Source organism: Streptomyces curacoi (assembly GCF_001513975.1).
Classification (GTDB): Bacteria; Actinomycetota; Actinomycetes; order Streptomycetales; family Streptomycetaceae; genus Streptomyces; species Streptomyces curacoi.
Map to the genome: position 1 here is coordinate 1 of NZ_KQ948001.1, position 26,595 is coordinate 26,595.

The following is a 26,595-nucleotide window of genomic DNA, read 5'->3' on the forward strand; positions in this document are numbered from 1 at the left end:
GGTACCGCATCGCTGCGCGATGCGCAAGCGAACACCCGCGCTGCGCGCGGGTGTTGCGCTCACGCGGAGCGTGAGCGCTGGCGGGTGGCTACGCCACCCGTCACCCCTCTTGCTGCGCAAGAGGGGTGACGGTCCGTCCGCTGCGCTCCCGGACCGGCGGGACTGCGTCCCGCTACCAGGCCTCCGCTTCGCTCCAGCCTGGCAGGCGGGTCCGCTGCGCTCCCCCGCCTGGCGGTCCTTCCGGCTGCGCCTCCAGAACCGTTGGGGCCCGCTAACGCGGGCCGGGCTGGCTGCGAGGGAGGGGGTCGCTCGTTCGTGTCGGGTTCCAGTGTAGTGGCTGCATCAGGTTGATGCAGCATGTACCGTTGGCGGAAACACAGGACACCCCAACCACCCACCAGGGCCGGTCCGAAGCTCGGTGACAGGAAAAAGGAAACCGCATTGGAGTGCTCAGGATGTGGCACGGGATCAGGTTAGGCGCCAGGCAAACGGCCTCGATATGGCCGCCGTTGCGGACAAGGTCGCGGAGGCTGCTGCCCGGGAGCGTGAGACAGCGGAGCAGTTGAGGCGAGGCGGTTCCTTCTCCGAGTTCGAGACGGACCCGGAACGGCTGGCTGCCATCTGGGCGGCAAAGCATGTGGAGTGGCAGCGCGTCAGGGACTTGATGGCTCAGGGCGGTTGGGGCGCGTACGAGCCGGAGTAGGACGCCCAATGCTCCAAGTGGGCTCAGGAGCGTGAAGAGCGGCGTGATGGTGCTCTCGCGGCCCGGGCCGCCTTTGAGGCGCGGCGTCGGGAGGAGGCGGATGAGCTGCGGGCGGAGCTGTGGCTGTCTGCCGCGCCCAGCCGACTGATCCGGGCGGCGGCCGATCGGGCCGGGCTCATGCCCGCCCAGGTCCTGGCGCAGCTCGCCGAGCGGGTCGTGGTGGGCGAGGACGGTACGGTGTCAGTCCCGCCCTTCACGCCGTCCCGGTGATTTCCCGAAGCGGTCAGGAAACGAGTTAGGGGAGGATTTCTAAATGCCGGGTATTCAGCTCAAGGAACACCAGATTGACCAGAAGGCGGCTTTTCGAAAATGGGTGGGATTTCCTGCAAGGTCATCTGTGCCCCCGGAGGGTGCTCGGGGCACGATCGTGTCAGCGACCGGTTCGGGCAAGACGATCACAGCGGCTGCGTGCGCGCTGGAAGGCTTCCGGGACGGCCGGATCCTCGTGACCGTGCCGACCCTGGACCTGCTCGTGCAGACCGCCCAGGCGTGGCGCCTGATGGGCCACCGGGCCCCGATGGTGGCGGTGTGCTCGCTGGAGAACGACCCGGTGCTCAACGAGCTGGGCGTGCGCACCACCACCAACCCGATCCAGCTCGCCCTGTGGGCCGGGTCAGGGCCGGTCGTCGTGTTCGCCACGTACGCCTCTTTCGTGGACCGCGAGGACATCGACGCACCCGAGGGCCAGCGGAAGGTCCGCGGGCCGCTGGAGGCCGCCCTGGCGGGCGGAGAGCGGCTCTACGGACAGCAGATGGCAGGCTTCGACCTCGCCATCATCGACGAAGCCCACGGAACCGCAGGTGATCTTGGTCGGCCGTGGGCCGCGATCCACGACAACCAGCGGATCCCCGCCGACTTCCGGCTCTACCTCACCGCGACCCCGCGCATCCTCGCCTCACCCCGGCCTCAGAAGGGCGCGGACGGCCAGGAACTGGTGCTCGCGTCGATGGGCCAGGACTCCGCCACCTACGGGCCGTGGCTGGCCGAACTGGGGCTCTCTGAGGCGATCGAGCGGGGCATCCTCGCCGGGTTCGAGATCGACGTGCTGGAGATCCGCGACCCCTCCCCGGTCTTCGGGGAGTCGGACGAGGCGCTGCGGGGCCGGCGCATGGCGCTCCTGCAGACGGCGCTGTTGGAGCACGCCGCGAAGTGGAACCTGCGCACCGTGATGACGTTCCACCAGCGGGTGGAGGAGGCCGCCGCGTTCGCGGAGAAGCTGCCCGAGACGGCGGCAGAGCTGTACGTGAACGACGTCTCCTACGAGGATCTGGCGAAGGCGGAGGCCCTGCCGAAGTCATCGATCGACGCGGAGTTTTACGAGCTGGAGGCCGGCCGGCACGTCCCGCCGGACCGGGTGTGGGCGGCGTGGCTGTGCGGCGACCACCTCGTCAGTGAGCGGCGTGAGGTGCTGCGGCAGTTCGCCAACGGCATCGACGCGGACAACCGGCGCGTGCACCGGGCATTCCTCGCCTCGGTCCGGGTGCTCGGGGAAGGCGTGGACATCACCGGCGAGCGAGGAGTCGAGGCGATCTGCTTCGCCGACACTCGCGGCTCGCAGGTCGAGATCGTGCAGAACATCGGCCGCGCACTCAGGCTGAACCGCGACGGCACCACCAAGGTCGCGCGCATCATCGTGCCGGTCTTCCTCCAGCCCGGAGAGGACCCGACCGACATGGTCGCCAGCGCCTCGTTCCGCCCCCTCGTAGCCGTCCTTCAGGGCCTGCGCTCGCACGATGAGCGCCTGGTCGAGCAGCTCGCCTCCCGCGCCCTCACCCACGGCCAGCGCAAGATCCACGTCCGGCGCAACGAGGAGGGGCACATCATCGGGGCCGGCGGCCAGGGAGAGGGCGAGGACCAGGAGCACAACGACGGCGCTGCCGAGTCCACGCTGCTGCACTTCTCCAGCCCACGCGACGCCGCCACCATCGCCGCCTTCCTCCGCACCCGGGTCTACCGGCCCGAGTCCCTGGCCTGGCTGGAGGGCTACCAGGCCCTGCTGCGCTGGCGCAGGGAGAACCAGATCACCGGCCTGCACGCCGTCCCGTACGACACCGAGGTCGAGGTGGGCGTCACCAAGGACTTCCCGCTTGGGCGGTGGGTGCACCAGCAGCGCAAGACGCTGCGGGCGGGTGAGCTCGATCCGCACCGCAAGGAACTGCTGGACGCGCCCGAGGCCGGGATGGTGTGGGAGCCCGGCGAAGAGGCATGGGAAACAAAGCTCGCCGCGCTCCGCTCGTACCGGCGGGCCACCGGACACCTCGCCCCCCGCCAAGACGCCGTGTGGACCGACCCCGCCGACGGTATCGATGTGCCGGTCGGGCAGCACATGGCCAACCTCCGACGCAAAGGCACGAAGAACGGCCTCGGCAAAGACCCGAAACGGGCGGAGCAGCGTGCGGCGCAGCTGACGGCCATCGACCCCGACTGGGACTGCCCCTGGCCACTCAACTGGCAACGCCACTACCGCATCCTCGCCGACCTCGCCGCCGACGAACCCGACGGCCAGCTGCCCGACATCGCCCCCGGCGTCCTCTACGAACGCGACGACATCGGCACATGGCTCCAACAGCAACGCCGCAACTGGACGGAACTCTCCGCAGAGCAGCAGCAGCGACTCACAGCGCTCGGCATCAAACCGCTCCAGACGCCGCCTCCCGCCCCAGCGGCCAAGCGCGCGACAAAGGGGCCGAACAAGGCACAGCAGGCCTTCCAGCGCGGCCTGACAGCCCTCACCCAGTGGGTGGAGCGGGAAGGCACCCACCGGCCCGTCCCGCGCGGCCACAGCGAGGAGATCACCGTCGACGGCGAAGCGGAGCCCGTGACCGTCAAGCTGGGCGTATGGGTATCGAACACCAAATCGAGAAGGGGCCGGCTTGCACAGGACCAGCGGGACGCCCTACGGAAGCTGGGCATGGAATGGGCGTGAGCGCCGCTGGGCGGGAAGCGGTCAGCGTCGTGCAACCGGTCGGCGGCAGGCAGTCGACACGCTTGGTGAAGACGTCCGCTACAAGCGGGTACTGCCTCCTGGCAGAGCCCTCGACATCCCAGAGGAGAGCATTAGGGGTCAGGCGGCGGTTGCTCGTGCCATGCCGCTGATGTGCAGCCAAGCCCGAGCAAGTTCGCTGCCGGCTCTCTCGAGGTTGTCGGCTGGCCAACCGCAGTGGGCGTAAAGGCGTCGCAGCATCGACAGGGTGGCCAGCGGAGCACCCGCACAGCGTTGAGCGGCCTCTTGAGGGCTGAACTGCAGTTGCTGATACACGAAGTGATCTTCGGGTCCGGTGCCTGGGGCTCCTGGCGCGTCCGCACAGAACATCATCAGGCCATGAGCCTGCCCGTGCGCGACGGCTGAGGTAGCCCGCCACAACAGAGTGCCCAGAGGGCTGCCGCCCGGGGCAACGATCTGTGCAGCTAGGCCTGTGGTGCTGGGCGCTGGTGACGAGCCCAGGTAGCAGGGTCTGAACTTATCCGCGATCTTTCCCTTGACCGAGAACCCGTGGTGTCTGGCGGCACGCAGAATCTGCTCGGTGCGTTCTCGCAGATGTTGCAGATGCCGCTGGGCATCGGGTGATGCCCCAAGGTCTGCAACCATGAGTGACTGCTCTTTCAGGCTTTGCAGTCTGTAGTTCATATGGCGACGGACCCGCTCGCGGGCGTCGATGCCCGGCTCAAGGAGAAACCAGGGCTGGGTTGCGATGTCGAGCGCGCCCCGGGCAACCGTGTGCGATGCCATCAGACCGCCAGGCGACGTGAACAGCAGACCGAGGCTGTCGAGGTGATCCATAACAGCCATGACCGGCGAAATCGCGGCCAGATGCGCGTCATGCACCGGCCGGGTCCCCCACTCCCCCGCCAGACCACGGTCTTCACAAAGTTCCACAGAGCCTGGCGACCCGGGCGCAGCAAGGCCGTTGTACCGGGCGTAGGTGTTGTCGAATTCCTCGCGAAGCGTCTGCAAGGAGCGGCTGAGCACATGCCATGCATCTGTCGTCACAGCGAAAACGGTAGGCCGCAACATGGCTGGAAGCATGCGAATTCCGCGACACCATGGCTGTGACCTGTTCCGCCGCCCCTGGGCAGGGTCTGTCGGCCGCTGGCGTGAACGAAGAGGTGCAGGGGATCCCACGTCCATAGCCGTCATTCCACCTGGCTCCAGGGTGCTTCATGTTGGGGCTCCCGGTCGGCGTCCGAAGGACAGCACCGGGGCGCTGGCGACGTCCGTCCTGACCCACGCTGCCAGCTTGTCTCCGTGCTCCCCAGGGGCTCGTAGCCTGCGTCAGCCGGCGCTGTCCCGAGAATGCAGAAACTGGCAGACAGGGGCGGGCGATGCGGGAGAACTGACGCTACGGACTGTGGGGCGCCGGCCGTGCCGGCTGGTCGCTTGGGGAGGCGGACGTGGGACAGATCGAGCGGGGGCTTGAGCGCGCTTTGCGCACCCGGCCCATTCCCTCAAGCGCTGAGGCCCGCCTGCGATTTTTGCTGACGACGCACCGGGGTTCCACCCGGAGGGTGGCCACGGTGCTAGGGGTGTCGCAGCGCACTGTGCAGCGGTGGGTAACGAAGAAGTCGGGAGCACGTCGTCCACCGGGTCCGCTTCAGGTTCGGGCGATTGAGGAAGCGGTGCTGGCTAGGTGGCAGCCCCGGATACGGGCCCGTCGGCGTGCCCAGGCCGAGGCAGAAGGCTTCGTCTTCCATACCCGGGCGCGATTCGGGTTAGCCGCGCCAGCAGGGTCTTCGGACGATCCGCGGGTGCGGTGGATCACCCAGGCCCTGCCGGGAGAGGTAGCCCGCGAGCTGTTCGCCGCCCGGGATGCCGGCGCGGGCGAGCAGCAGCAGACGGTGATACTCGCCCGTGCGCTGGGGCACGCCTACTTTCGCGAATGGGGTCGCCGGGCCCATGGTCTGCAGGTCTCTTTCAGTGACGTCGACTTCGCCGACTTCTCGATCGGCTGAGCCTGCTCCGTCGCGTAACCACGTCAGGGCGTTCAGCGTCGGGAGGGCCTGACGCGACTGGCTGGCATCGCTTCGTACCTCTCAGCTTCCTGCCGCTCGCGCCAGTCCCACTCCACACGGCCGACCGGGCCTTTGCGGCGGGCTGCGGGCGGCTGTGGCGGGCGCAGTCTGGCCGTCTCCGCTACGCGCAGCAGGTGCCCACGGTCACCTAGCGCGGCGAGCAGCTCCTGGTCCTCGCCGGATACAAGTCGGGTGAAGCAGGCCGCAGCCCGCAAAAAGACGCCTGCCCAGGGCGGTACGGGGTGGGCGGCGCAGCCGTCGGTGTAGCGGGCGCGGTCGTGCAGGGCGAGTGTGGCCGCGGCGTCGTCGTAGTCGCGGGGGCGTGCGGTGGCGAGTTGCTGGAGGGAGGCGCCGGTGAACAGCGCGGTGGCAAGAGCCGCGGCGAGGCGGGGATGTGCGGTCGCCGTGTGAAGCCGGTGGGTGACGCGTTGCGCGGTGTGCGCGGTGAGAGGAGCGGGCGGTGGGCGGTGCCGCCAGGCGATCGGGGGCGGGGTGCACGGGGTGGCGCAGGGGCGGGGGCTGTCGTAGGAGACGAGGCGGTCAAGTGCCGGCAGGGTGAGCCATCGGCTGGCCGGCCCGGTGGGCTCGTCTGGGGGCGGGGGTTCGGCGATAGGTGTGCCGTAGTAGTGGCGGCGGGCGGCCTCGAAGTCGGCGGTGAGGGAGTAGTCGGCCGTCCGCAGGGCCTGGTGCAGGGCGGCGGAAAGGTGCGGGCGGTGGCAGACCAGGGTCAGGTGGATACCGGTGAGGGCCTGTAGCTGCAGGAGGCGCATCGTGCGGCGGGCGGTGAGGCGGTGGGCGCGCAGGACGGTCAGCCGGGTGACGGGCAGGGCGGTTATCCAGGCAGTGGCGGCTTCCCAGGCGGGCTGGCGGCCGCCGGGGAAACGCCCCGGGAGCAGGGGCGGCTTGCCCAAGGCGGCGAGAAGGTCGTGGGCGAGGCCGGTCTCGCTGGTGGTGCCCGGGCCGGGGTGCAGGGTAATCCGGCCGGAGAGCGGATGGTGGGCGGCCAGGGCGGTGTGCGTGTGAATCGCGTCGTCATGGCGGTCGATGACCACGGTGACGGGTGGTGGCACGGCGAACGGCATGGCGAACGCGGTGGTCAGGCGAGGCGGCTGAACGCCCAGCGCAGCAGCTCCTGGTCCACGCGGGGGCGGCCGGTGCGGGCCAGGGCGGTGCGGGTGTGGGCGGTCAGCTGGGCCCAGGCGCGGAAGTTGCCGTGTGCGGCGTGGCTGTCGGCGAAGGTGATGTCGTCGGGGTCGGCGTCGGCCCAGATCGGGTGGAACAGCGGGATGGCCTCGAGGACTTCGCTGGGGGTGAGGCGGGTGAAGTGCTGCCAGATGAAGATGCGGGAGGAAAGCATCGGTTCGCGGCGCAGCACGGTGTGGCATCCCTCCCCGCCGACGAAAATGATGGCGAGCTGAGTGGAGGGCTCGTCCCACAGGTAGCGGAAGTATTCGAACGCCTCCCCGTTGAGCCACTGGGCCTCGTCGACGAGGAAGGTGCGGGGGCGTTCGGCCAGGGCCGTTTTCAGCAGGCGGTCGAATTCGCTGGGGTGGCGCGGTGGCTCGCCGGCCAGGTCGAGGGCGGTGAACAGTTCGTAGCGCACCGCGCGGGCGGTGGGCCGGGCCCGGAAGGTGATCTTGCGGACGTCCTCGCCGGGTTCGAGTGCGCGCAGGCAGGTGTTGACGGCGAGGGTCTTGCCGAAGCCGGCGCCGCCATGGATGCACATCATCGCGCGGGCAGCGACCGTGTCGGTGATGTTCTCCCGGGCAGTGAGCAGGGCGCGGGTGGTGACCACGGACGCATCGGGCAGGTCGACGTACTGGTAGGTGGCCGCGGTCACGAGGCATCTCCGTCTTCATCGGTGGTGGGACGTGCGGCCCGCCCGCCCGGGCCGTCCGGGGCGTAAGCGCCGTCACGGCCGTACGGGTGCCGGACGGGCGGGCCTGGCGTGGTCAGCGCGGCCAGGGAAGCCGGGGTGCGCCAGTCGGCCGGGGGCGCGGCGGGCGGGATGACGTCCGGCATCGCCAGCTTCGAGGCGTCGGTGTGCTCGACGGCGGCCAGTTCGTGCCCGGCTTGAGCGGAGGTGATGGCTCCCAGCCTCTGGGCCGGCCCAGCCGTAGTGGCCGGGGCGAAGCGCTGTCGGCGCAGCGCCTCGGCGGCTTTCACCTCGGCACGCAGACGCCGGGCACGCTCCGCACGGGCTGTGCGCAGGGCATCGAGTTGTTCGGGGGTGGCCGCGTCCGCGAGGTGCGCGGGCCCGAGATACTTGCCGCTCGCGTCACAGATGTCGATCTCGTGATCGTGGTGCGGCATGTAGCGCACGGTGACGGTACGGCCGGCCTGTCCGGTCATCCAGGGGGCGATGTAGGTGCGCCCGCGCCACCGCACGCCGTGGCTGGTCAGCTTCCGCGGGCGGCCGTCGTCCTCCAGAGTGAACGTCCACAGGTCGGCGGCGGGGACGTCCGTGACGGGAGTCGGATCGGCCTGCCATGCCTCAAGCGGCGTACGGCCGGACAGCGCCTTGGGACGGTGCTCGGTGTTCCACCAGTGTGTCCAGGTCAGCACCTCCGCGGTGAAGTCCTGAAACGACATGGCACCGGACGTCTCCGGCTTGCCCACGCCTTTGCGTCGCCGGCCGGAGCGGGGCTTGGTGGGGGTGAGGGTGTAGCCGGGCAGGGCCGCGAACAGCATCCGGTCAACGGCTCGGTTGAGGTTTTCCACCGTGCCCTTGAGATGGGGGCTGTAAGCGGGAAGGTCCTTCACCGTCACGCCCATCGTGCCGAACGCTGCGGTGACGGTGGTCGACAGGAAGTCCTTGCCCCGGTCCACCCGCACCTGCTCCGGTGTCCCTCCCGCGGGGCCGTAGGGCTCCTCACGCAGCACAGCGGCGCGCAGCGCGGCCAGCACAGAGGCACGGGAAGGAACGCCAGGGGTGACCGCGGTGCCGGTGATGACTTTGGTGGCGGTGTCGATGAACCAGGTCACCCACGGGCGCACCAGGTCACCGTCGGCATCGACCAGCACAGGTGCCTGGACATGATCGGCCTCCCACACGTGATTGCGCCAGGAAGCAGGACGCTTGCCGAAGACGTCATGCGCGCGTGCCGCATCCGGTCCCGCGGCAAGACCGGCCCGCTCCCCCGCAGTGAGATCACGACGCACCGCGCGCAGGAACGTCGACAACGACGGCACCGGGTCCAGCAACGGCACCGCAGCCGGCGGGGCGCCCGCGGGAGAAGCCGCGGAGTCAGACGCCGCCGTCGGCTGCTCTTCACGGCCGCCGGTCTGGGCCCGGGCCACCAACTGGCGGTGGACCGCGGAAGCGTTGCCGTGCCAGTACGCCAGCAGCACCCGGATCTCCCTGGTGACCTCGAACCGCTCACCGCTGCGTTCCCCGGGGCGGATCGCCGCCCGGGGCGACCGGGAGGCCTCAGCCAGCCACCGCCACACCGTCCGCTCCGACACCCCCAGGCACTCCCCGGCCAGGCGCACATGCTCCCGCGACAGCCGCCGCTCGGCGCGCAGCGCCAGCAGACGACGCACCGCCGGCGCCCGCAACGCCGTCAAGGCACCCTCACCCAGAACACCAGCCGGATCATCCGGCGGCGGCAGCGACTGCCCGTCCACGCCACGCCCCTTCGTCCTCGTCCGCTTCATGAACACGCCTTCCGGACCGTCACGGGTAGGGGCCAAGACGCGCGCAGGCCTGCTCGATCAGCTCCCGGTCCACACGCCTTGCGGGGCCGCGCTCGCGGGCCGCGTAGACATGCGACGTGATCTTCGCCCACGTGCGGAAATTGCCGCGCGCCATCTGCTCGTCCGCCCGCGCAAGGTCCTCCGGGTTCGCCTGCGCCCACACCGGATGGAACAGAGTCAGCGTCTGCGGCACTTGAGACGGATCAAGCCGGCCAACCTGGTGCCAGGTCAGCACGCGCGAGCGCAGCGCCGAAGCACGGGCGAGGGCCCGCTCGCATCCCGCCCCGCACAGCACCAGCGCCGCCGCACAGCCCGGCGCGTCCCACAACTGCCGCAGACAATCCAGCAATGGCGGCGTCAGCCGCTGGGCGTCATCGACAAACAGCACACCCGGCTCGGCCAGTGCCCGCGTCAGAGCCTGGCTGGCCGGCCCGGCCCGGTGCGGCAGTGCCCCCGACGGCAGCCCGAGCGCTTCACACAGCGAGGCCCGCAGCTGCGGCAGACCGGGTGCCACGCCGGCCACCGCCCGCCACACCGGCACCCGGCCGGGCAGAAGCTGCAACGCCTGCTCGACGGCGACCGTCTTCCCCAGGCCCGTATCCCCGTACACACAGCACATCCCGCGGGCCGCGACCGTATGCCCCACAGCCTCCGCCACAGCGGCCACCTGCCGTGTGGACACCAGCCGAGCCCCCGGCACGTACAACCGCACACCGCCGCCCCGCACACCCGCATCCGCGGCGCCCTCCGGCACCGGCACGTCGGCGGGCGAACCATCGACAACAAGCGGACCCCCCGCCCCGTCCACCAGCCCCAGATCCGCCAGCGCCCGGTCATACCGGCTCGGCTCCAGCCCCACCCGGGCCCCAGCCGGACGGGCCACTTCAAGAACCCGGCCCGCCCCCAGATCCCGCTTGATCACCCGGTGCAACGTCGGCAGCGAGGGCACACACTGCGCACCCCACCCCTCCAACACCCCCTTTTCCTGAGCCCGGAGCATCCTGCGCCGCAACTCCGCGACGTTCCCGCCCGCCTGAGCGAGGACCTCCCACAACGCGTCACTCAGCGAAAACCCGTCCTGCCGCGGCCGCGCCCCGACATGACCCCGGCGCCCATCGGCCAGCCACCGCCACACCGTCCGCTCCGACACACCCGCCAGCTCCGCCGCGATCCGCACATGCAGCCGCGACAGCGTCCCCTCCCCATCCACCGCAAGAAGCCGCCGTACCACCACACCCCGCGCCAACGGCACTCCCCCGGCCGGCACACCACCAGCCGACCCCGCCCCGGCCCCACCCGCCGGACCCCCCTGAACCGTCATACCGGCCAGCCCACCCGACCCCGCCAGCCCCTCACACAGGAACAGCGAAACCCATGACAGCCAGCAACCAACCTGCTAGCCACACCACAACAGCTGCTTGGTCACCCCATGACAGCGACCACAAACCCGTCCTGGACCCCGCTACCAGGACACCCACATCACGAGCCCGCTGACGCCCACCCAATGCCACCCCAACGCCCAATCACACCCGGCTGCACTTGGAGGAAGGCGGTGCGCTGCCGACTGAGCCGGGTGACGTCGTACGCCAGGGCGAGGATCTTGGGCGGTGGGTGAGGTCGGTGCGCTTCGGCTGGGGCAAACTCACAGGCGTCCAGCAGTGGTTGTGCGAGCACGTCCTCGGCATCCAGCCCGCCACCGAGGACGAAAAGCCGCGACCGCGCCGTACACAGGCCGACACGTGGGCGCTGAACCTGGCGGCGGCGAAGCAGTTCTACGGGCGTGAAGGGCATCTTCGCGTGCCGAGGCAGCATGTCGAGCGGATGGTCATCGGCAGCGACGGCAAGGAGCAGGAGGAGCGGTCTATCAAGCTCGGGGCATGGATCGGGAATCAGCGGAGCAGGGCCGCGACGCTCTCGCCGGAACGGATCGAGCAGCTGTCGAGGATTGGCATGCGGTGGGCGTAACGGTGCGGGGACGGGCCGCGGGGTTGTCCGGACCGCTGTCGTCGGGTCAGCCGAAGTTGAGCGTCTCCTGTACGAGGTCGGCCGGGGTCGGACGGGGCAAGGGTGGCGGTGCGCCGTCCTTGCGTGCGGCCTTCCAGCGCTCGGTCAGTTCGTCCTTCCGCCCCTTCGGTGGAGGCCATGGGACGCCCCCTGGCGGCGAGCTGTGCTCTGCTGTAGCCGCTCTTGGATGAGCGGGCGGCTTCGATCTCTTCAGGTGATGGGAGTTCCATGGACGGTGAACGCTGCGTGTTGAGAGGTTGTTCCGCGAAGCGGTGTTGGAAGAGCGAGAGGTCCGTTGCCTTGCTCAGCGGGAGCCACCCCTCGGGCGTCGGGGCGCTCGCAAGGGATGGGGGTTCTGCCCCGACGGGAGCGAAGAACACCTCGGTGGTCTCTTCCTACACGGTCGACTTCAGGGCGACCCGCTCTTCGGAGATCTCCTGCTGGAGTTGCGAAAGATTAGTCTCGTTCAGGGCTCGGATGTGGTTCAGTAGCTCAATCGTGCTGACCATGGACGAGGCAACAAGTGGCGCAGCCGCACGAAACGGGTCGAGCAGTCCGAAGGCATCGCCTTCCTGTCGCTGCTCCGGATCGTGGTGCACCACATCGCCATAAATCCGAGCCATGGCCAGCCTGTGGGCGTCGAGATCGTGGTGCTCACCTGTGGCTGTGTTAGGGACCATGACCCAGTAGTCGGCGTCTTCACGCGTGGAGGGGTTTACCCTTGTCCGCCATTCAGCACGTGCAGCCCGTGTCCACTTCGTATCTTGTGGCGATTTTTGACAGATGTAGCCCAGTGCTGCCAGCGCCTTCATATAGAAGCAGTTCTCTTTCTCCGGAAGGATCGGCGTGAGGCGCGCCGCTGCAGATTCGACCGCCTCCTCGGGCGGAAGCTCATACCGGTTCTGCACTTCCCCATCGTTGAAGCAGACCTTGATCTTCATTTGGGTCAACGCCAGAAGAGCATCCCAGTCAGCCGCGAGTGAGTGCTCCTCCACGGGGCGGGCCCTCACCACGTAGGCCTCCAGGCAGCGTTGGTGTTTCTCGTCAATGCTCTCTGGCTGACCGCGTCCCATATTTCCCCGTCACATCAAATTCTCTACAGCATGATGCGGCATTGCATGCGCATCCACCCAATTCGTCGGGCGCCGGCTACTATCTGACTGGAACGGTGGCTCGTTGATCCCTGGGACAGGTTTCAAGGGGCTAACTCAAACGCTTGCCGGCCAAATGAAGGGTTGTGGCCGCGCTTCCGTGACGGTTACGCGCAGGATCGGATGCCCATCGCGTAGCCGGGTCGAGGGCGCACGGATCCGCTTATTGGCCAGGTCTCTTGGTGTACCGGTATTGGGGTGTGATTCCACTGTCGGTCGGTACGGGCCAAAGGGAGCTCAGTGAGTCTGCTGGGCGGGGGCCTGAGGGTATTCGGCGCTGCGGCTGGTCAGGCCGAGTGGCGCCTTGGCGTTGAACACCTCAATTGATCGAGTTCAACACGTGGTGTCGGAGAGCATCGGGCACTTGGTCCGGGCCGTCGAGCAGCGGTAGAGCGAGGCGGTGTTCCACCAGTGCTCGGGCCGGCGTATGGTCCCGTCGGCCGGGTGCGAGGGCACCGCCGGGGGCGCGGGCGTCAAGTGCCGGATAGTCCTGGATCAGCTGATTGGTCATCCAGGTGTGCAGATCTTGCCTCAGCGGATCGAAGGATGCCAAGGCGAACAAGACCGGCGCGGCACCGCCGGGTTCGCGGTGTGGGGGGTCGAGCAGCGCCAGGAGCAGCCGGACCAGCAGCATGGTCTTGCCGTAGCCGGGCTCGCCCAGGGCAACCAGGGTCGTGGGGGGACACGGTGGAAGATGGCCTCCTGGATGTCGTTGCCGGAGCCCTTGAACCTTCGAGTCCCTCTGGTCCGGCGGCCTATCGATCCGTTCCGTTCGAGGGGCCGCTGGCAGCGGGTCTCGCATCACACACCCAGTCCACCGTCGTTTCGGGGTCGGCGGCGGACCAGGCAGTCGGCAGCGGGTGCGGGTAGTTCAGCCGCCACACCTCTGTCCTCGCCTCTCACTGGTGCCGTATCGCTTCCTCTGAGGCATCAGCCGTGTCTTCCGGTGCCGCACCGGTACCCGTTGCGCTCTGCTGGAGGCGCAAAGCGGTGACAAAGGAGCGGCGGCAGACCGAGCGGCACGGCGAGCACGCCGATCGCTTTTCCCATGTCGTCGACGCGGTCCACGCCTCACGCGTGCAGGACCGCCGCGACGGCGAGCGGTGGCGCGACGGCGTAGAACCGCGCCCGCCACCGTCTCCCCCCGTCCATCCGCAGGTCCTGCGCTCTCCCTATCCTTCGGGCCGGCCGACCTTGCCCTTCCCTGCGGCCGGAAGTGACGAGGGCCAGTCGACGAAGGCAAAGCTCTTACCGGGCTCTGGAGTAGGCGTCACAGCGTTGTGGGCGGTGTCGCCGTCTGTGCCGGTTGCCGGGTCTGCGGGCGGCGTGCGTCGCGGTGTTCGTCAGTTGGTCGTGGTCCTCAGCCCGCTGTTGTGCGCGGGGGCGTGAAGGTCGTTGTGTTCATGCCACCGTCCCCTGCTACATTGCGCCCTCAAGATCATCAAAAGCGGGGGCCGGACATGACCGTGCAAGGGCACGCCGGGGGCTATCGTCTGCAGACGAGCGCGATGGACAGTGAGGCGCAGGCACTCGACACGGCGGGTGACGACGTCGGTGCCATCGCCAGGGCGGTCAAGGACACCGCCTGCTACACCTGGGACGCACTCGGCGGCTCCGACGCGGGTCCCGCCTACGACAACTTCGCCGGTGACTGGCAGGCAGAGGCCAAGGTCCTGGAGAGCGCCCTGCACGAACTGGCCGACAAGGTGCGGCTGTCCAAGGCGAATTACCAGGGTGCCGAGCGCGCCTCCATCCGGGGCATGAGTGCGGCCGGCGGTGAGGGTGTGTCGACGATGCCCGCGCCCGCGGGGGATGTTCCCGTGCCGGGCTACCGCACCATGCCCGCGTCCGGGACGCCGCCGCGCGGCCTGTCCGACTTCGGCTGAGCGTCCTTCGTAGCGCGTACGAGTCCACACTCCTGCCCTCACCACGACAGAAGGCCGCACCGTCATGCCTGACGCAGGCGAATCCACCACCGACCGCCGCCAGAAGCTCGCCGAGTATCACGGCTCCATTTCCTCGGCCGGCAGCAAGAACGATCTGGTCGGGGCCATCAACAACGCCCTGGGCGTCTTGGCGCCGGTCGGTGAACCCGGGGTCCTGGAGGGTCTCGCCAAGACCTACCGCAAACAGATCGACGATGTCGCCGACGTGCACCGGCGGGTGCTGAAGGTCGCGGGCGAGGGTCTGCCCGACGCCTGGGTGGGCAGCACCGGGGCGCGGGCGTCCGAGGTGGTAATGGCGGCGGCCCGCTCCGCCGAGCAGATGGAGCAGGCGTTCAGCGGCGCGGCCGGCGCCCTGTACCGCTTGGCCGACGCGCTGACCAACGCCAAGGCCCAGGACAAAGGCGGCCGCGAGCAGTTGCGCGAGGCGCTCGGCATGCTCGGCGGTGAGGACGGCTTCTTCGACGACATGGTGGAGAAGGACGCCGAGGAGGCGGAGCGGCTGCGGGCCCGCAGCATCGCAGCCGCAGGCGCCAAGGCGATGCACACCGCAGCGGAGGTGGCCGACGACGCGGCGCGGGCCGCGGCGCGCGACCTCAACAAGCTGGCGTCCGAGGCCCGGGCGGGCCAGATGAAGACCGACAACATCTGCGCCGCGGACCGCCTCGTGCTCGCCGACATCGCGGGCTCCGGCGGCCCGGCGGAGATGAACGAGCTGCTGACCGCGAACGACCTGGAGCGCTCGGGCCGCGCGATGGAGCGCCTCGACGCCCGCGAGGAGGCCGAGTTCGAGCGGATGCTCGCCGAGGCGAAGACCCCGCAGGAACGGGCCTATCTGGTGAAGGCGCTGGCCGCCGGGTACGACGTCAAGGAGGTCGGCGAGTTCCGCGACAAGATCCACGGCAAGGACCCGGACTGGCTGCAGCGGCACTTGACTCCGGTCACCACGGCCGGGGACAGCATGGCCGATGAGGGGGTCCACAGCAGTGGCCCCTACGAGGGTGCCAACAAGAACACGGACCAGCAGATGTTCAACGGCGAGAGGTGGTCGCAGGAAGGCAACACCTGCGTGCCGTCGACCGTCGTCACCGGGCGCGCCATGGTCGATCCGGTGTACGCCCTGGAACTCACCGGCGGCCCGTCCGGGCAGGAGGACGACCCCGGCGCCTTTCGGGAGCGGCTGCGCGAGGAGCAGCTGCGGATGCACGACGAAGGCGACGGCAACGACGCGTACGACTTCCCCTTCGGCTCGACACCCGACGGCATGGACAACGACGGCAAGACCGAGATCTCCACCAAGGAGATCAGTCCGCACACGGGCGGCGAGTACGAGTTCCAGGAGATCCGGAGCGCGGACGACCGCCGGGACGCGCTGCCCGACATCCAGCGGGCCGTCGCCGAGGGCAGACCGGTGCCGATCGGCGTCGAGGGCGAGGACGAGAACGGCGACCGGGTCGGCCACTCCATGATGATCATCGGTCAGGAGGGCGACATGCTGCAGGTCTACAACCCCTGGGGAACGACCACGTGGGTCAGCGAGGACGACTTCGTCAACGGCAACATGGACAAGGCCTCCGACAAGGACCTGCCCGACGCCTACGGCGTCCACCTGCCCGCCCAGTGAACGGAAGGCCGATCCCTGTGAAGCCCAGCCACCGCCTGTCCACCGCCCTGGCGTTGCCGCTGACGGTCGTGATGCTGTCCGGGTGCGGCATCTTCGGCTCCGAGACGTTCGGGGCCGAAGACCGGTCCATCGAGGTGGACGCGGGCGATGTGTTCGAGCTGACGCTCCCGGCCAACCCCTCGATGGGCCAGGACTGGAGCATCGTGCGCCCCGGTCCCGACCGTGCCACCGTGCGCCAGGAGGGCGGCCGCAAGGACGACTTCGGGGGCGACGGCGGTGCCGACGGGGGTGGGGATGGTACGCAGACCTTCACCTTTCAGGCCGTTGCCGCAGGCACCACGAAGATCAAAATGAGCTACTGCGTGCTGGGCGACTGCCCCGACGGCGACGACCGCACCGCGACGGGCAGCCCCGGCAACGACCCGGCGTACTTCATCTACACGGTCACCGTGCGATGACCGGAACGGAAGCACCGATGAACCCCAGCAAGACCGACGAAGAGTCAGCGCAGGCCGACGTCGCCATGCTCCTGCGCTACGGCATCGGCGCCCGGGGCCCGCGTCGCAGCGCCCTGTTCGGCGACGGAGCCGTGGGCGCCGCGGTCACGCTCGACCGCCTCGGAGTCCAGCCCCGCTCGGTGGCATTCCTCGGCAGGACCGTCCGCAGCGGTGGCACCGGCTACACCGCCCGGCTGCCGGAGCTGCTGCCCGAGCCGACGGCCTCGGACCTGGTGCGCGGCTGGCTGGATGCGGCCGCGTCGGTGGCCCAGCCCGTGGAGGGCGACGAGGTCGTGGCCCGCTGGCTGGAGGCGGTCGCCGAACTCATCGGGCTGCGCCGCACTGCCCGGGAGCGCGCCGCCCGCTGAACTCAGTGCCTCAGGAGTCCATTTCAGTTGGTGAGGCTGCGGTGGCATATGAGGGTGGCGGCGCCAAGGTGCAGGCTGAGGGGGTGGAATGGCCCTTGGGCGTCGCCTCGCGCGACCGGTGACGCAGCTGCCCGCAGGCCCGGTCATGGGCCTACGAAATCACAAGTCATGGACAGGGTTTGAGGCTGTTTCGTTGTCCATCGTGTGATGGGGTTTTCGCGCCGGTTCCACGTCAGCGGCCAATGGCCGGTGGTGGCTGCAGCGATGCGCACCTCGGGATGGAAGGCGAGGGTATGCCGACGTCGCCGAGGGAGGCTGGGGGCGACGGTGAGCCAGAGCTTGACGACGACGTCGTGGCCTAGAAGCTCGTGGTCGAACTGCACGTCCTGGTAGAGGACTCCGGTGGACCGCAGGCGGTCCAGAGGTCGTTTGACTGCGGATTCCGGCAGGTTGGTGCTCGCCTGCAGTTCGGTGAGTGGGGCGTGTCCATCGCAGCTGGGGACGGCGAGGGGCATCTCGTCAGTGGCGTCCAGGACGACGGGGGCGGTGCTCGGTTCCACGGCCGGCGGGCTGGTGCAGCAGGCAGTGAGCGCTCACCGAGGTGACGCGCGGGGTGCGTTGGAGGCGGTCGCGGAGGAGCTTGTCCCCGGCCTGCCGGTTGTCAGGACAGCCGGCACCCGGGGCAGCGGGCCCGAACGGGCGGTGCGGGTGCGCGGCCGAGGTCAGGCGTTCGGGCGCAGGCCGTGCAGGGTGACGTCGACGAGCCGGCCGACGGCAGATGTCGAGGGCAGGCCGGCTGCGGCGGTCAGCGCGTGCAGGCAGTACTGGGTGAGCTCGACGGGCGGAACATCTTTGCGAAGGTCGCCGCTGTCAGCCGCCTCGGCGATCAGGCCCTGGATCAGCTGCGCGAGGTGATGTTCGGCGTGGCTGACGTGCTCGCCCTGGTGGAGGACAGCGGCCAGTTCGCCGCCGTGGCGCCGGCGCGCGATTTCCGCGTACGCCGCGAGGACGGCCCCCAGGCGCTCGACGGCCGTGCCGGGCTGGTCCGCGACCTTGGCCAGATGATGCAGGTGGCCCTGGATGTGCCGTTCGTGCCAGGCCAGGAGTACGGCCTCGACGTCGGAGAAGTACTTGTACAGGGTGGCGCGGCCGATGCCGGTCTTCTCGGCGATCTGCGACATGGTCACCGAGCGCAGACCGCCGCCCTCAACGAGCTCGGTCGTGGTGTCCAGGATGGCCTCACGTACCGCTTGGCGGTGCGCGTCGATGGTCTCGTTCCACAGTTTCGGCACCCCTCAAGGATACGGATGTCGCCGACTGGCTACACTCTGCCGCGCTGGAGACACTGTGTATTGAAAAATCGGGTCTGCGCGTCGAACCCTGGAGGTCGCCATGTCCGGCTCGCCCCCTCGCCCCGAGGTGCCCGACGATGAGCGGGCACCGCGGTGGGTGAAAGTCTCCGCGACGGTGGCCGTGGTCCTGGTGGCGGTGTTCGTGATCGTCCACCTGGCCGGGGGCGGCATGGCCGGGCATACGCCGTGAGCGCGTTTCCCGCGTGGTTGCGCAAAGCGGCGCTGACGGTGCACGTCACCGCTTCCCTGGGCTGGCTCGGCGCCGTCGCGGCGTTCCTCGCGCTCGCGGTGGCCGGGCTGGTCAGCTCCGCACCCCAGACGGTCCGGGGAGCGTACGTGGCGATGGAGCTGACCGGCTGGGCGGTGATCGTGCCGCTGGCCGGACTCACGCTGGTGACCGGTGTGGTGCAGTCGCTGGGCACGGTGTGGGGTCTGTGGCGGCACTACTGGGTGATCGCGAAGCTGTTGATCACCGTGCTCGCCACCGTGCTGCTGCTGGTCCATATGCAGCCGGCCGGCCACCTCGCCGACGCCGCCGCCCGGGCTTCCCTGGCCGGCGGTGAACTGGAGGGAATGCGGATCCAGCTGATCGCGGACGCGGCCGCCGCCGTCGTGGCGCTGGTGACCGCGGCCGCCCTGTCGGTGTTCAAACCGCGCGGCATGACCCGCTACGGGCGCCGCCGTCAGCGCGAACGTCCGCTGCCGCGCCCGGCCACGCCGTGACGTTCACCTGGTCCCGGGCCAACCGGGAGTCCCCGGCAGGGGCTCCCGGCCGCTCGGCGGCTGCTGGTGAGTTCAGTGGTAGGCGTGGACGACGGCGTGGCCCTTGCCGCGACCGATCATCCACTTGTTGAGCGGGGTGGTGACCAGGAACGCCACGGCGAAGCCGCCCAGCAGCGCACCCCAGAACAGTGCCTCGTCCAGGTGGGCGTCCATCGCACCCGGAGTGAGGGCGATGATCGCGTTGTCGACGAGTTCCATCACCGCGATGGAGACGGTGTCGGCGGCCAGCGCCACCTTGATCGCGGTCTTGAAGTTCAGGCCGGCCCGCAGGACGGCGAACAGCGTGAACGAGTAGCCGAAGAGGAAGGCCAGCCCGATCGCCAGCGCCATGGTGGGGACGTTGCCCCACAGCAGGGCCGTGCCGATCGCCATACCGGTGATCTCGCCGATGGCACACCCGGTCAGACAGTGCAGGGTCGCCTTCGCCGCCGTACTCCAGGACGCTCCGGCAGGCCCGCCGCGGCCTTCACGGCCGGTGTGACCCTCGTGCGCGGCGTGGTCGTGCACGGTGCCGGCGTGGTGAGCGGTGTGGTCCATGACCTTCATCCCCATTCCCGTCCAGTGTGGCCCGTTCCCGGCCCCCACACCAACCATATACCCCTGGGGGGTATTCCACCACTGGTGATCCTGTGCTGCGACAAGCCGGCGGAGCACCGGGCGGATGCGTACGGCGTCGGTGGATTCGTGGACGGTGCCGGGGCCGGCCGCCCGCAGGCGCCTCCCGGTCACACAGTGGGCACGCCCGCGCGAGGCGGGCACACTGAGCGCCCGCCCCGCGCTGTCAGCCTTCAGGCCAGTCCTTGCCGAGCAGCTCGCCGAACTGTCACCGTTGCCGCCCCAGGCAGCCAGGACGAGCGCGGCCGCGCCGGCCGCAGTCACCGCGACGGTACGGCGGCGGCAGAAACCGCGACGGTACGGCGGCGGCAGAAACCGCGACGGTACGGCGAATGAGGGAACGCTTGCTGCGCATCGGCGCAACTCCTTCACGCGCGACCACAACAGACCGCGCAGGACTGACGGATCCAAGGGTGTCCGCGAGCGCGGCACCACTCACCGGCCATCGCCGGGACACTGGTGCCGCGCGGGCGGCTCTGTAACCGCAGAAGCTGCAGCTCAGACAGGCCGGGCAGCGCCCGGCCGTTCTCCGCCGACGCGGGCACGTCAACAGACAGGACGAACACGACGGGCACGTCCGCCACAGCCTCGACCAGCGCAGGCGACGCGTACAGCGAGCCGATCCCGGCCGCCGCGCACGTCCCCTCCGCATGATCAAGGTGATCCGACCCCTCACCGGTGTGCGAGCAGCCCGCGCTCACATGCTCTGCGTCACCCGGGTGAGCCGTCACCATCGTGTGCGCATCCGGTGCTCCACCGGGAGCGAGGGCGTGCATGCCCAGGACTCCGCCCAGCACCGCCAGGACCAGCAGCACAAACAGCCGCCCGGCCGGGCGGCTCCTCGATGCAATGCCTGTGGGCACACGCCCACCGTACGGTCACGTGGCGTGACTGGTGTCGCAACGGGCCTACGCCGCCAGTGGGCGGCACGGCGGCAGGACCGCTCACCACCGCCGGGTGAATCGGTGGGCCCGGACACCTCCTCGCCTGTATCCCTCCACCGGGAAGCCGGTGACCGGTCGTAGTTTCCGGCTGCGGCTATGCTCTGCGGCATGGTTGCGGCCCGGCCCACCCTCGGCATGCTGCGGTCCCGCTTTCGTGCAGCGGGTCCGTGGCGGCTGCTGGGGCTGGCCACGCTGCTCTTCGCACTTGTGTACACACACGGTGTCAGCGCAGAGGGCGCCGCAGGCCATGTTCACCCGGGGGCATCCGGCCCGGTGACGGTGCACACGCAAGAGCCCGCTGGGATCGAGCACAGCCACCACCGGTCCACTTCCCACGAGGACGAACGGTCCGGCGACCACCACGACGAGCCCGGGTCCGATCATGCGGCTCACCAGTGCGTGTCCGGACAGCCTCAGCAAGGCGTCGACCTGCCCGCCCCACGCGAGGCTCCGCTGGAAGCGGTCCAGCCGCCGCCCCATGCCGTCAGGCTGATCACCGCGCCAGCTGCCGTCCCACGGGCGCCTGCCTCGGTGCCGGATTCAACGGTTCTACGGATTTAGCCGGCGCGCGCCGTCCATCCGTCGGCATCACCCACACCCGCCCCCGCCCGCCTCTTGGCTGCTCGGCCATGCCCGGCGGCGCCCTGCCGGCGCCCGCCACGGCCCCAGCCCAGGGCCGGCCCGGGCGCGCTCTTCCACCCCGCCCCGCTTTGACCTGCTCGCCAACGGGCCTCCTGCCGCCCCAACGCGCCCAGGGGCGCCAAGCCCTGTGCGCCCTGCCGTCCAGCCTCACCACGAAAGGCCAGCCCTTGCCCTCCTCATCCACTACCGCCACCGCCCCTGCCCCGTCTGTGTCGCCCGCCCCGCACAGCCGGAGGAGGCCGAAAGCCCCGCCCCTGTCATGGCGCTACCTCGGCTACGTCGGCTACTACGTGGGCGCGGGACTCATCAGCGGCGCCGTCGTCCACCACCCCATGGACCCCACCCGCTACTCAATGATCGCGGGGGCGGGCGTGGCGGTGTTCCTCGTGGCAACCGTCCTCAACGAGATCGTCCTGGCGTCAGAGAAACCCGCACTGGGCAAGACACTGCGCATGCTCGCAACCTCCACCATGCTCTCCTTCGGCCTCGGCATGCTCAGCGGCGGCATGCAGCATTTCGCCGATCTCCCCGACCGATGCTCCGTCCTCATCCCGCTGGGCATCGTCCTGTCCTTCGTCGCCTACGTCCTGAAAGAGGACAAGACGCCGTGGCGGCGCATCTTCGGTCTCATGGGTCTGGCGGTCCTCGTCGCCGCCGCCCTCACCTTCGCCGGCCTGCGCCACCTCGCCCCCAGCGTGAGCGAGCCAGGAGGCGGCCACAGCCACGGCGATGCCATCACCGAGAAGGGCACCGACGAAGGGCATGGCAGCACAGGAAGCAGCACCACCGGCCCCAACGCACCCGCCCATCCGACACCCCAGCCCACCACGCCCACCAGCAGCACCGACCCCACCGAAAAACCCGGACACCAAGACGGCCACCAGCACTGATCCCCACCCCGCGGCCCGATCACTGCCCGAGACAAGCCGCGGCCAGCAGGTCCGCTCCCACGCCGCACCCGGCAACTCACCCCGACCCACCGCAAGATCAATTATCAGACACAGCGTCACTCAACACGCTGAACCTGACAGAGAAGATCACGTAGGCCGGGTGTTCGCCGCAGTCTGGACTGGGCTGTGGCCCCGGCGGCGAGCACGGCGCTGCAACTCCCCGAAGTGCACTCGCCCCTCGTCGGCACGACGAGCTCCCCGTCCAGCACAAGGTGCTCACCGAGTTCGCTGGCCGCGGAGGCGATGCCGGGAAAGGCGCCGGCCAGGTCCGCGAGGCCGCGACGTCACCGCGCTCTGGATGGACCTGGCCGTGGCCGCCATGAGCCTGCCACCCAGCGTGATCCCGGACGGCAAGGCCCGTGGTGTACGCCGCCGCCGACGACGGCAGCATGCACATCAACTTCGCCGCAGTGCAGTCCCACGCGCTGACCCGCCCCCGCCGCACGAAGCAGCTCGCCGACCAGCATCCGGCGACGTACGCGGCGTTCGACATCCTGACCCACCCTGCGGCGGGCTTCCCTGGACCTTCAGCCGCGTCCGTAGGTGCAGCGTCGCCACGTCCTGCTGGATGTGCCCGCCGACGTCGGTCCGCCCATCCTGCCGGTGTGGCCGACCACGGACCTGGACGAGGCCCTGCTCTCGTACGAGACGCTCGAAGGCACCAGTGCGGAGGGGACCGCGGCGAAGCCGCTGCGAAGCCGCTCCGGTCGGCCCACAAGGCGGCCCGGGCCTGCGGCGGGGCACAGGCGCAGGAGTACCGCGTCGCTGACGTTGTCCAGGTCGCCGCGGCCCTACTACCCACTCAGGTAAAGGCCCGCCACAAACCCATCCGGCCGAGACGTCCACGCTGCGTTCGGCCTGCCACCCGACGTCGCAAAGACCCGCGAGCGGGTGCACGGTTTCACCCGGAGGTACGTCCGCCCCCTGCCCCCCCGAATACGACAGCGACAAGGCAACCACGACAGAGACGAGGCAATACCGAACGGGTTCACCGTTCGGGCGTGCCCGTGTGCCGCAGCACGTCCTCCCCTGCACCAGGGTCATCCCGTTCCGCACATGCGCCGGTACTCGGTAGGTGTCATACCTGTCGCCGTACGGAAGGCCCGGCTGAAATCGGAGGCCTTCGGGTATCCCCAGCGGGCTCCGATCGCGCTGACGGGGGTGGCATGGAGCGAAGGATTCGCCAGGTCCTTTCGGCAACGGGCCATCCGCTCTTGCCGGATGAAGTCGCTCACAGTGGTTCCGTGCACCTGGAAGACACGATGCAGGTAGCGCGGACTGATGCTGTGTGCCGCCGCGACAGCAGCCGGCTTGAGGCCGGGATCGTGTAAGCACTGAATGATGAACGCCGTTATCTGGTGGAACAGCATCGCTGCCCGGCTCTCCGGAGGCAGCGAGGACACCCGGTCCGCGCGGTGAGCGATGACCGCCGCGGCCAGATCGATAGCGGCCGAGCCGAGCCTGCGCCGGTCGTAGGCGCTGAGGTCGGAATCGGTTTCCGTCAGGCTGGTCAGGGCCTGGCGCAGGACATGCCCCACCCCGCTCGCCGACCCGAGGGACGTTCCGCACAAGGGGGCGACCGTGTGATCGGGGAGCGGCATCAGACACCGGGGAAACTGAAGAAGCAGGGATCCACAACTGCCCGGACCCTCCGCAGACGCCGTAAAGGGCCGGGAACTGTCGTACAAGACGATCTCACCGGGCCCCAGAAGGGCGCTGCGCCTCGCCTGCTCTATGCCCTGCCGCCCCGAGGTGATGACAGCAATCTGATACAGCTCCGGGTCCGACTGGCGTATCAGTCGCGGGGAGCGGTAGGAGACCAGCTGTGCGTACGACATCGCCGACAACTGCACCGGACCCAGCGTCATGGCGGCTATGCGGGCCCCGAAGTTCGCTGGGTCGGGGAACCTCAAACGGGTGGTCACCAAGGCGAGCGCGGTGGTTTCCGCCCAGGCGGTCGTCCTCTCGGCAGGCGGCAGACAGGTGGTGTCCAGGACGGTCATCATGACAGTTCCCCGTGGCGTCATTGATGGTGCTGGTGGTCACCCAGAGTGTCCGGCCGCTGCTGACGCCGGCGAAAGAAGCTTCCACGTCAATCGAGATGTGCGCTGCACGCCAAGCACCGTGCGCTGCCTGCGCACGACGAAAAGGGAGGCGCACGGGCAGGCTCGGATGGCGCCATCGGCTCCGAGCCGACGGCTCCCGTCAGATTGGAGACCTCTCATGCGGACCCTTCACAAGTTCGGCCTGACAGCGGCCGCCGCGACACTCGGCCTGGCCGGCATGCTCACCCCTGCCGCCTCTGCACAGTCACAGGTGACCGCGGCGCCCTCCGACTGCCCGAAGTACTACTTCTGCGGTTACAAGAAGGCGAACTTCAAGGACTTGGCCTTCAAGTTCAAGGACTGCTACATGCAGGAGATCCCCGACGGGCTGAACAGCGGCGGTTCCTGGTACAACAACCAGTCGGCCGGGACCAAAGCCCGCATGTACGACAAGAACAAGAAGCTCATCTACACCACCCCGGGCGCCCCTTCGTCCGACGCACACGGCGACTGGCGACCCGTCTGGTACATCGACGCCTGCTAGAAAACACATGACGTTGGGCTCCGGCCCCGCCGCATAGGCGGCAGGGCCGGACCCGTTGCGGCGCGATGGGCGAGAAGAAAAGCTGCGAGAGCCTTCGAGCCACAGCCGGACCACGCGCTGGACGTCCCGCTTCAACCGGCTGACCCCCAAGACGCAGACCCCCCAGCCCCGGCGTGCAACACCGGCGAGCACGCCCCGGTCCCCGGCAGCGTCCGCGCCGCCCATCTGCCCGGTTCGGGCCGGCCGCTACCCAGCCCGTCCGGCACACCCACGCCATGCGCCAGGCCCCTACCGGCAGGGCGGCAACCGCAGATGCCCGAAGCACACGACGAAGCGGCGAAGGCGGCCGGCAGGGTGAGCAGGACGAAGGTCCCGCACACCCTCACCACCGCCACGACCCGACACCTCGTGCACCGCACGCCCACAGGAGTGCGGCCACCCCCGCCGATCCCCACAGCAGCCTCCCGGAACCGGCCAGCGGCTTCGTACGCCGACCCCAGCGACCAACGAACTGACACCGCTGACCGATGCCCCGACGACCCACTCCGAGCACAGCCGCCGGAAGCCGGAAGCCGGAAGCCACCGAGGAACACCCCACCCACCTCCCGGCCACGCACGCGCACACCGACGCGAGCCTGAACGCGCTAACCGCCAGCGGCGTGCTAGCCGACCCGTCGATCAAGCAGACCCCTGCGCCCACACCCCGCGCTGAACTCCCGGCGCCCGGCCCGGTCCCGTGCACCTACCCCACCGGCCCTCCCGAGACCCAGGCCCTCGCGCATGACCTGCTCGATGCAATCACCGTCAACGGCTTCCCGCTACCGCCACCCCACCCGCTGCACTACACCAAGGCGCCCGCCCGATACAACGCCACCGCCCCCGCGCTCCTCCTCGCCGGCGGCATCACCGGATACCCGAACTGGCAGCTGCGCGCCATGCTGCAACTGGACGCGAACGGACTGCCCAGCCGTCGTCCCCAACCCCCGCCGCACCGCCCTCCCCCACCAGCCAGCCGGACGCGACACGCGAACAGGCCACCTCGGAGTACGAACACCTCCGCCCCGCCCACGTGACCCCGTTCTGGTTCTACGCCGAGACCGTCCAGCCCATCACCCGGTACGAACTCAGCGCGCACACCACCCCCAGGCGGTTCCTCGTCGGCTTGCGTCTCGCTTGCACGCAGCCAACGCAACATGCTGGGCCGAGCAAGGCCGGCCCGAGCGGCATCCATGAAACTCGCTCCAGGACACCGTCCGCGCCGCGGCCGCTCTCCTGCCGGCCTCCCCCACCACCTAGCGGACGGGCCCCGGCGACGACCGAGGCTGCCATGAGTGTGGTAGCCCGGGATTCACACGGCCGCGTCATCCAGATCGGCCGCGAGGCGTTACGGTGCCTGCTCACCCGCCGCGGCGTCACCTATCTTCAAACGGAAGCGCAGGTGTGACATGGGGGAGCCCTGCAGCATGGTGCGCTGCCAGCCAGATCCGGGGCGTGGACCTCCCAGCGAGCGGACGGTGTGCCGTCGGAATGTCGGACTCCCACTCAGCTCGTCAGCCTCCAGAGGTACATCGAGGCCGCCCTGGTACATCGAGACCGCCCTGCACGCCGTCCAAGTGGCCAAGGCAACGGTGTAGGTGTCGCGGAAGCGGGCGGAGTCACTTTCC

At 69.5% G+C, this 26,595-nt stretch carries 26 protein-coding genes; 14 read left to right on the forward strand and 12 right to left on the reverse strand.

Going from position 1 to position 26,595, the window contains the following annotated elements; all coding sequences use genetic code 11:
• Positions 1 to 499: 499 nt before the first annotated feature.
• The gene (locus AQI70_RS40525) at positions 500 to 703 is read left to right on the forward strand and encodes a hypothetical protein (protein WP_062156730.1); all 204 of its coding nucleotides are present in this window, start codon (positions 500 to 502) and stop codon (positions 701 to 703) included.
• 313 nt (positions 704 to 1,016) lie between these two features.
• Positions 1,017 to 3,689, forward strand: a complete 2,673-nt coding sequence (locus AQI70_RS36285; protein ID WP_079051632.1) for a DEAD/DEAH box helicase — start codon at positions 1,017 to 1,019, stop codon at positions 3,687 to 3,689.
• 138 nt (positions 3,690 to 3,827) lie between these two features.
• Here the strand turns inward: AQI70_RS36285 and AQI70_RS39385 are convergent, their stop codons facing one another.
• Positions 3,828 to 4,754, reverse strand: a complete 927-nt coding sequence (locus AQI70_RS39385) for a hypothetical protein (RefSeq protein ID WP_159042756.1) — start codon at positions 4,752 to 4,754, stop codon at positions 3,828 to 3,830.
• A gap of 401 nt (positions 4,755 to 5,155) precedes the next feature.
• Between AQI70_RS39385 and tpg the strand changes: the two genes are divergently transcribed.
• Positions 5,156 to 5,713, forward strand: a complete 558-nt coding sequence (gene tpg / locus AQI70_RS40980) for a telomere-protecting terminal protein Tpg (RefSeq protein ID WP_079051633.1) — start codon at positions 5,156 to 5,158, stop codon at positions 5,711 to 5,713.
• Positions 5,714 to 5,745: 32 nt separating this feature from the next.
• Here the strand turns inward: tpg and AQI70_RS40735 are convergent, their stop codons facing one another.
• From AQI70_RS40735 to AQI70_RS36310, 4 genes are all read right to left on the reverse strand, one after another.
• Positions 5,746 to 6,855, reverse strand: coding sequence for a hypothetical protein (locus AQI70_RS40735; RefSeq protein WP_279616772.1), 1,110 nt, complete (start codon positions 6,853 to 6,855; stop codon positions 5,746 to 5,748).
• Positions 6,856 to 6,869: 14 nt separating this feature from the next.
• The gene (locus AQI70_RS36300; protein WP_062156712.1) at positions 6,870 to 7,613 is read right to left on the reverse strand and encodes an AAA family ATPase; all 744 of its coding nucleotides are present in this window, start codon (positions 7,611 to 7,613) and stop codon (positions 6,870 to 6,872) included.
• A complete protein-coding gene (locus AQI70_RS36305; protein WP_425264657.1) occupies positions 7,610 to 9,316 on the reverse strand; it encodes a Mu transposase C-terminal domain-containing protein in 1,707 nt (568 codons plus the stop codon). The genes AQI70_RS36300 and AQI70_RS36305 overlap by 4 nt, the downstream gene beginning before the upstream one ends.
• A 133-nt stretch (positions 9,317 to 9,449) precedes the next feature.
• On the reverse strand, positions 9,450 to 10,715 hold the full coding sequence (locus tag AQI70_RS36310) for an AAA family ATPase (protein ID WP_159042757.1): 1,266 nt from the start codon (positions 10,713 to 10,715) through the stop codon (positions 9,450 to 9,452).
• 374 nt (positions 10,716 to 11,089) lie between these two features.
• Here AQI70_RS36310 and AQI70_RS36315 point away from each other — a divergent pair, with 374 nt between their 5' ends.
• A complete protein-coding gene (locus AQI70_RS36315) occupies positions 11,090 to 11,434 on the forward strand; it encodes a helicase associated domain-containing protein (protein ID WP_425264656.1) in 345 nt (114 codons plus the stop codon).
• 434 nt (positions 11,435 to 11,868) lie between these two features.
• On the opposite strand, the gene AQI70_RS36320 is transcribed toward AQI70_RS36315, so the two are convergent.
• Entirely contained in the window at positions 11,869 to 12,468 is a 600-nt protein-coding gene (locus AQI70_RS36320) for a hypothetical protein (protein WP_159042758.1), read from the reverse strand.
• A gap of 475 nt (positions 12,469 to 12,943) precedes the next feature.
• The gene (locus tag AQI70_RS36325; RefSeq protein ID WP_062156716.1) at positions 12,944 to 13,258 is read right to left on the reverse strand and encodes a hypothetical protein; all 315 of its coding nucleotides are present in this window, start codon (positions 13,256 to 13,258) and stop codon (positions 12,944 to 12,946) included.
• Between the two features lie 826 nt (positions 13,259 to 14,084).
• On the opposite strand from AQI70_RS36325, the gene AQI70_RS36330 reads away from it, so the two are divergent.
• From AQI70_RS36330 to AQI70_RS36345, 4 genes are all read left to right on the forward strand, one after another.
• Positions 14,085 to 14,510 carry a WXG100 family type VII secretion target gene (locus AQI70_RS36330; protein WP_159042759.1) on the forward strand — a complete coding sequence of 142 codons (426 nt, stop codon included), beginning with the start codon at positions 14,085 to 14,087 and terminating at the stop codon, positions 14,508 to 14,510.
• A gap of 64 nt (positions 14,511 to 14,574) precedes the next feature.
• Entirely contained in the window at positions 14,575 to 16,191 is a 1,617-nt protein-coding gene (locus tag AQI70_RS36335; protein WP_062156718.1) for a WXG100 family type VII secretion target, read from the forward strand.
• Between the two features lie 17 nt (positions 16,192 to 16,208).
• A complete protein-coding gene (locus AQI70_RS36340) occupies positions 16,209 to 16,649 on the forward strand; it encodes a protease inhibitor I42 family protein (RefSeq protein WP_062156719.1) in 441 nt (146 codons plus the stop codon).
• Between the two features lie 17 nt (positions 16,650 to 16,666).
• The gene (locus AQI70_RS36345) at positions 16,667 to 17,056 is read left to right on the forward strand and encodes a hypothetical protein (RefSeq protein WP_208607514.1); all 390 of its coding nucleotides are present in this window, start codon (positions 16,667 to 16,669) and stop codon (positions 17,054 to 17,056) included.
• A gap of 143 nt (positions 17,057 to 17,199) precedes the next feature.
• On the opposite strand, the gene AQI70_RS39390 is transcribed toward AQI70_RS36345, so the two are convergent.
• Both AQI70_RS39390 and AQI70_RS36350 read right to left on the reverse strand, forming a co-directional pair.
• Positions 17,200 to 17,616 carry a hypothetical protein gene (locus tag AQI70_RS39390; protein WP_159042760.1) on the reverse strand — a complete coding sequence of 139 codons (417 nt, stop codon included), beginning with the start codon at positions 17,614 to 17,616 and terminating at the stop codon, positions 17,200 to 17,202.
• A gap of 162 nt (positions 17,617 to 17,778) precedes the next feature.
• Entirely contained in the window at positions 17,779 to 18,348 is a 570-nt protein-coding gene (locus AQI70_RS36350) for a TetR/AcrR family transcriptional regulator (protein ID WP_062156721.1), read from the reverse strand.
• A gap of 100 nt (positions 18,349 to 18,448) precedes the next feature.
• Between AQI70_RS36350 and AQI70_RS39395 the strand changes: the two genes are divergently transcribed.
• Together AQI70_RS39395 and AQI70_RS36355 are read left to right on the forward strand one after the other, a co-directional pair.
• Positions 18,449 to 18,598: a hypothetical protein gene (locus AQI70_RS39395; RefSeq protein WP_159042761.1), complete on the forward strand. Its 150-nt coding sequence runs from the start codon at positions 18,449 to 18,451 to the stop codon at positions 18,596 to 18,598.
• Positions 18,595 to 19,131: a hypothetical protein gene (locus AQI70_RS36355; RefSeq protein WP_208607515.1), complete on the forward strand. Its 537-nt coding sequence runs from the start codon at positions 18,595 to 18,597 to the stop codon at positions 19,129 to 19,131. The genes AQI70_RS39395 and AQI70_RS36355 overlap by 4 nt, the downstream gene beginning before the upstream one ends.
• A 72-nt stretch (positions 19,132 to 19,203) precedes the next feature.
• Here the strand turns inward: AQI70_RS36355 and AQI70_RS36360 are convergent, their stop codons facing one another.
• Positions 19,204 to 19,728, reverse strand: a complete 525-nt coding sequence (locus tag AQI70_RS36360; RefSeq protein WP_062156733.1) for a DUF4396 domain-containing protein — start codon at positions 19,726 to 19,728, stop codon at positions 19,204 to 19,206.
• A 446-nt stretch (positions 19,729 to 20,174) separates the two neighbouring features.
• On the reverse strand, positions 20,175 to 20,669 hold the full coding sequence (locus AQI70_RS40535) for a DUF6153 family protein (RefSeq protein WP_341845975.1): 495 nt from the start codon (positions 20,667 to 20,669) through the stop codon (positions 20,175 to 20,177).
• Between the two features lie 216 nt (positions 20,670 to 20,885).
• Between AQI70_RS40535 and AQI70_RS40985 the strand changes: the two genes are divergently transcribed.
• Together AQI70_RS40985 and AQI70_RS36370 are read left to right on the forward strand one after the other, a co-directional pair.
• On the forward strand, positions 20,886 to 21,311 hold the full coding sequence (locus AQI70_RS40985) for a DUF6153 family protein (protein WP_425264658.1): 426 nt from the start codon (positions 20,886 to 20,888) through the stop codon (positions 21,309 to 21,311).
• 371 nt (positions 21,312 to 21,682) lie between these two features.
• On the forward strand, positions 21,683 to 22,282 hold the full coding sequence (locus AQI70_RS36370) for a hypothetical protein (RefSeq protein ID WP_159042762.1): 600 nt from the start codon (positions 21,683 to 21,685) through the stop codon (positions 22,280 to 22,282).
• A gap of 1,100 nt (positions 22,283 to 23,382) precedes the next feature.
• Here the strand turns inward: AQI70_RS36370 and AQI70_RS36380 are convergent.
• Positions 23,383 to 24,348 carry an AraC-like ligand-binding domain-containing protein gene (locus AQI70_RS36380; protein WP_063801666.1) on the reverse strand — a complete coding sequence of 322 codons (966 nt, stop codon included), beginning with the start codon at positions 24,346 to 24,348 and terminating at the stop codon, positions 23,383 to 23,385.
• A 217-nt stretch (positions 24,349 to 24,565) separates the two neighbouring features.
• On the opposite strand from AQI70_RS36380, the gene AQI70_RS36385 reads away from it, so the two are divergent.
• Both AQI70_RS36385 and AQI70_RS39400 read left to right on the forward strand, forming a co-directional pair.
• Entirely contained in the window at positions 24,566 to 24,931 is a 366-nt protein-coding gene (locus tag AQI70_RS36385; protein WP_062156726.1) for a hypothetical protein, read from the forward strand.
• Positions 24,932 to 25,458: 527 nt separating this feature from the next.
• Entirely contained in the window at positions 25,459 to 26,004 is a 546-nt protein-coding gene (locus AQI70_RS39400; RefSeq protein ID WP_159042763.1) for a hypothetical protein, read from the forward strand.
• Positions 26,005 to 26,595: the final 591 nt, after the last annotated feature.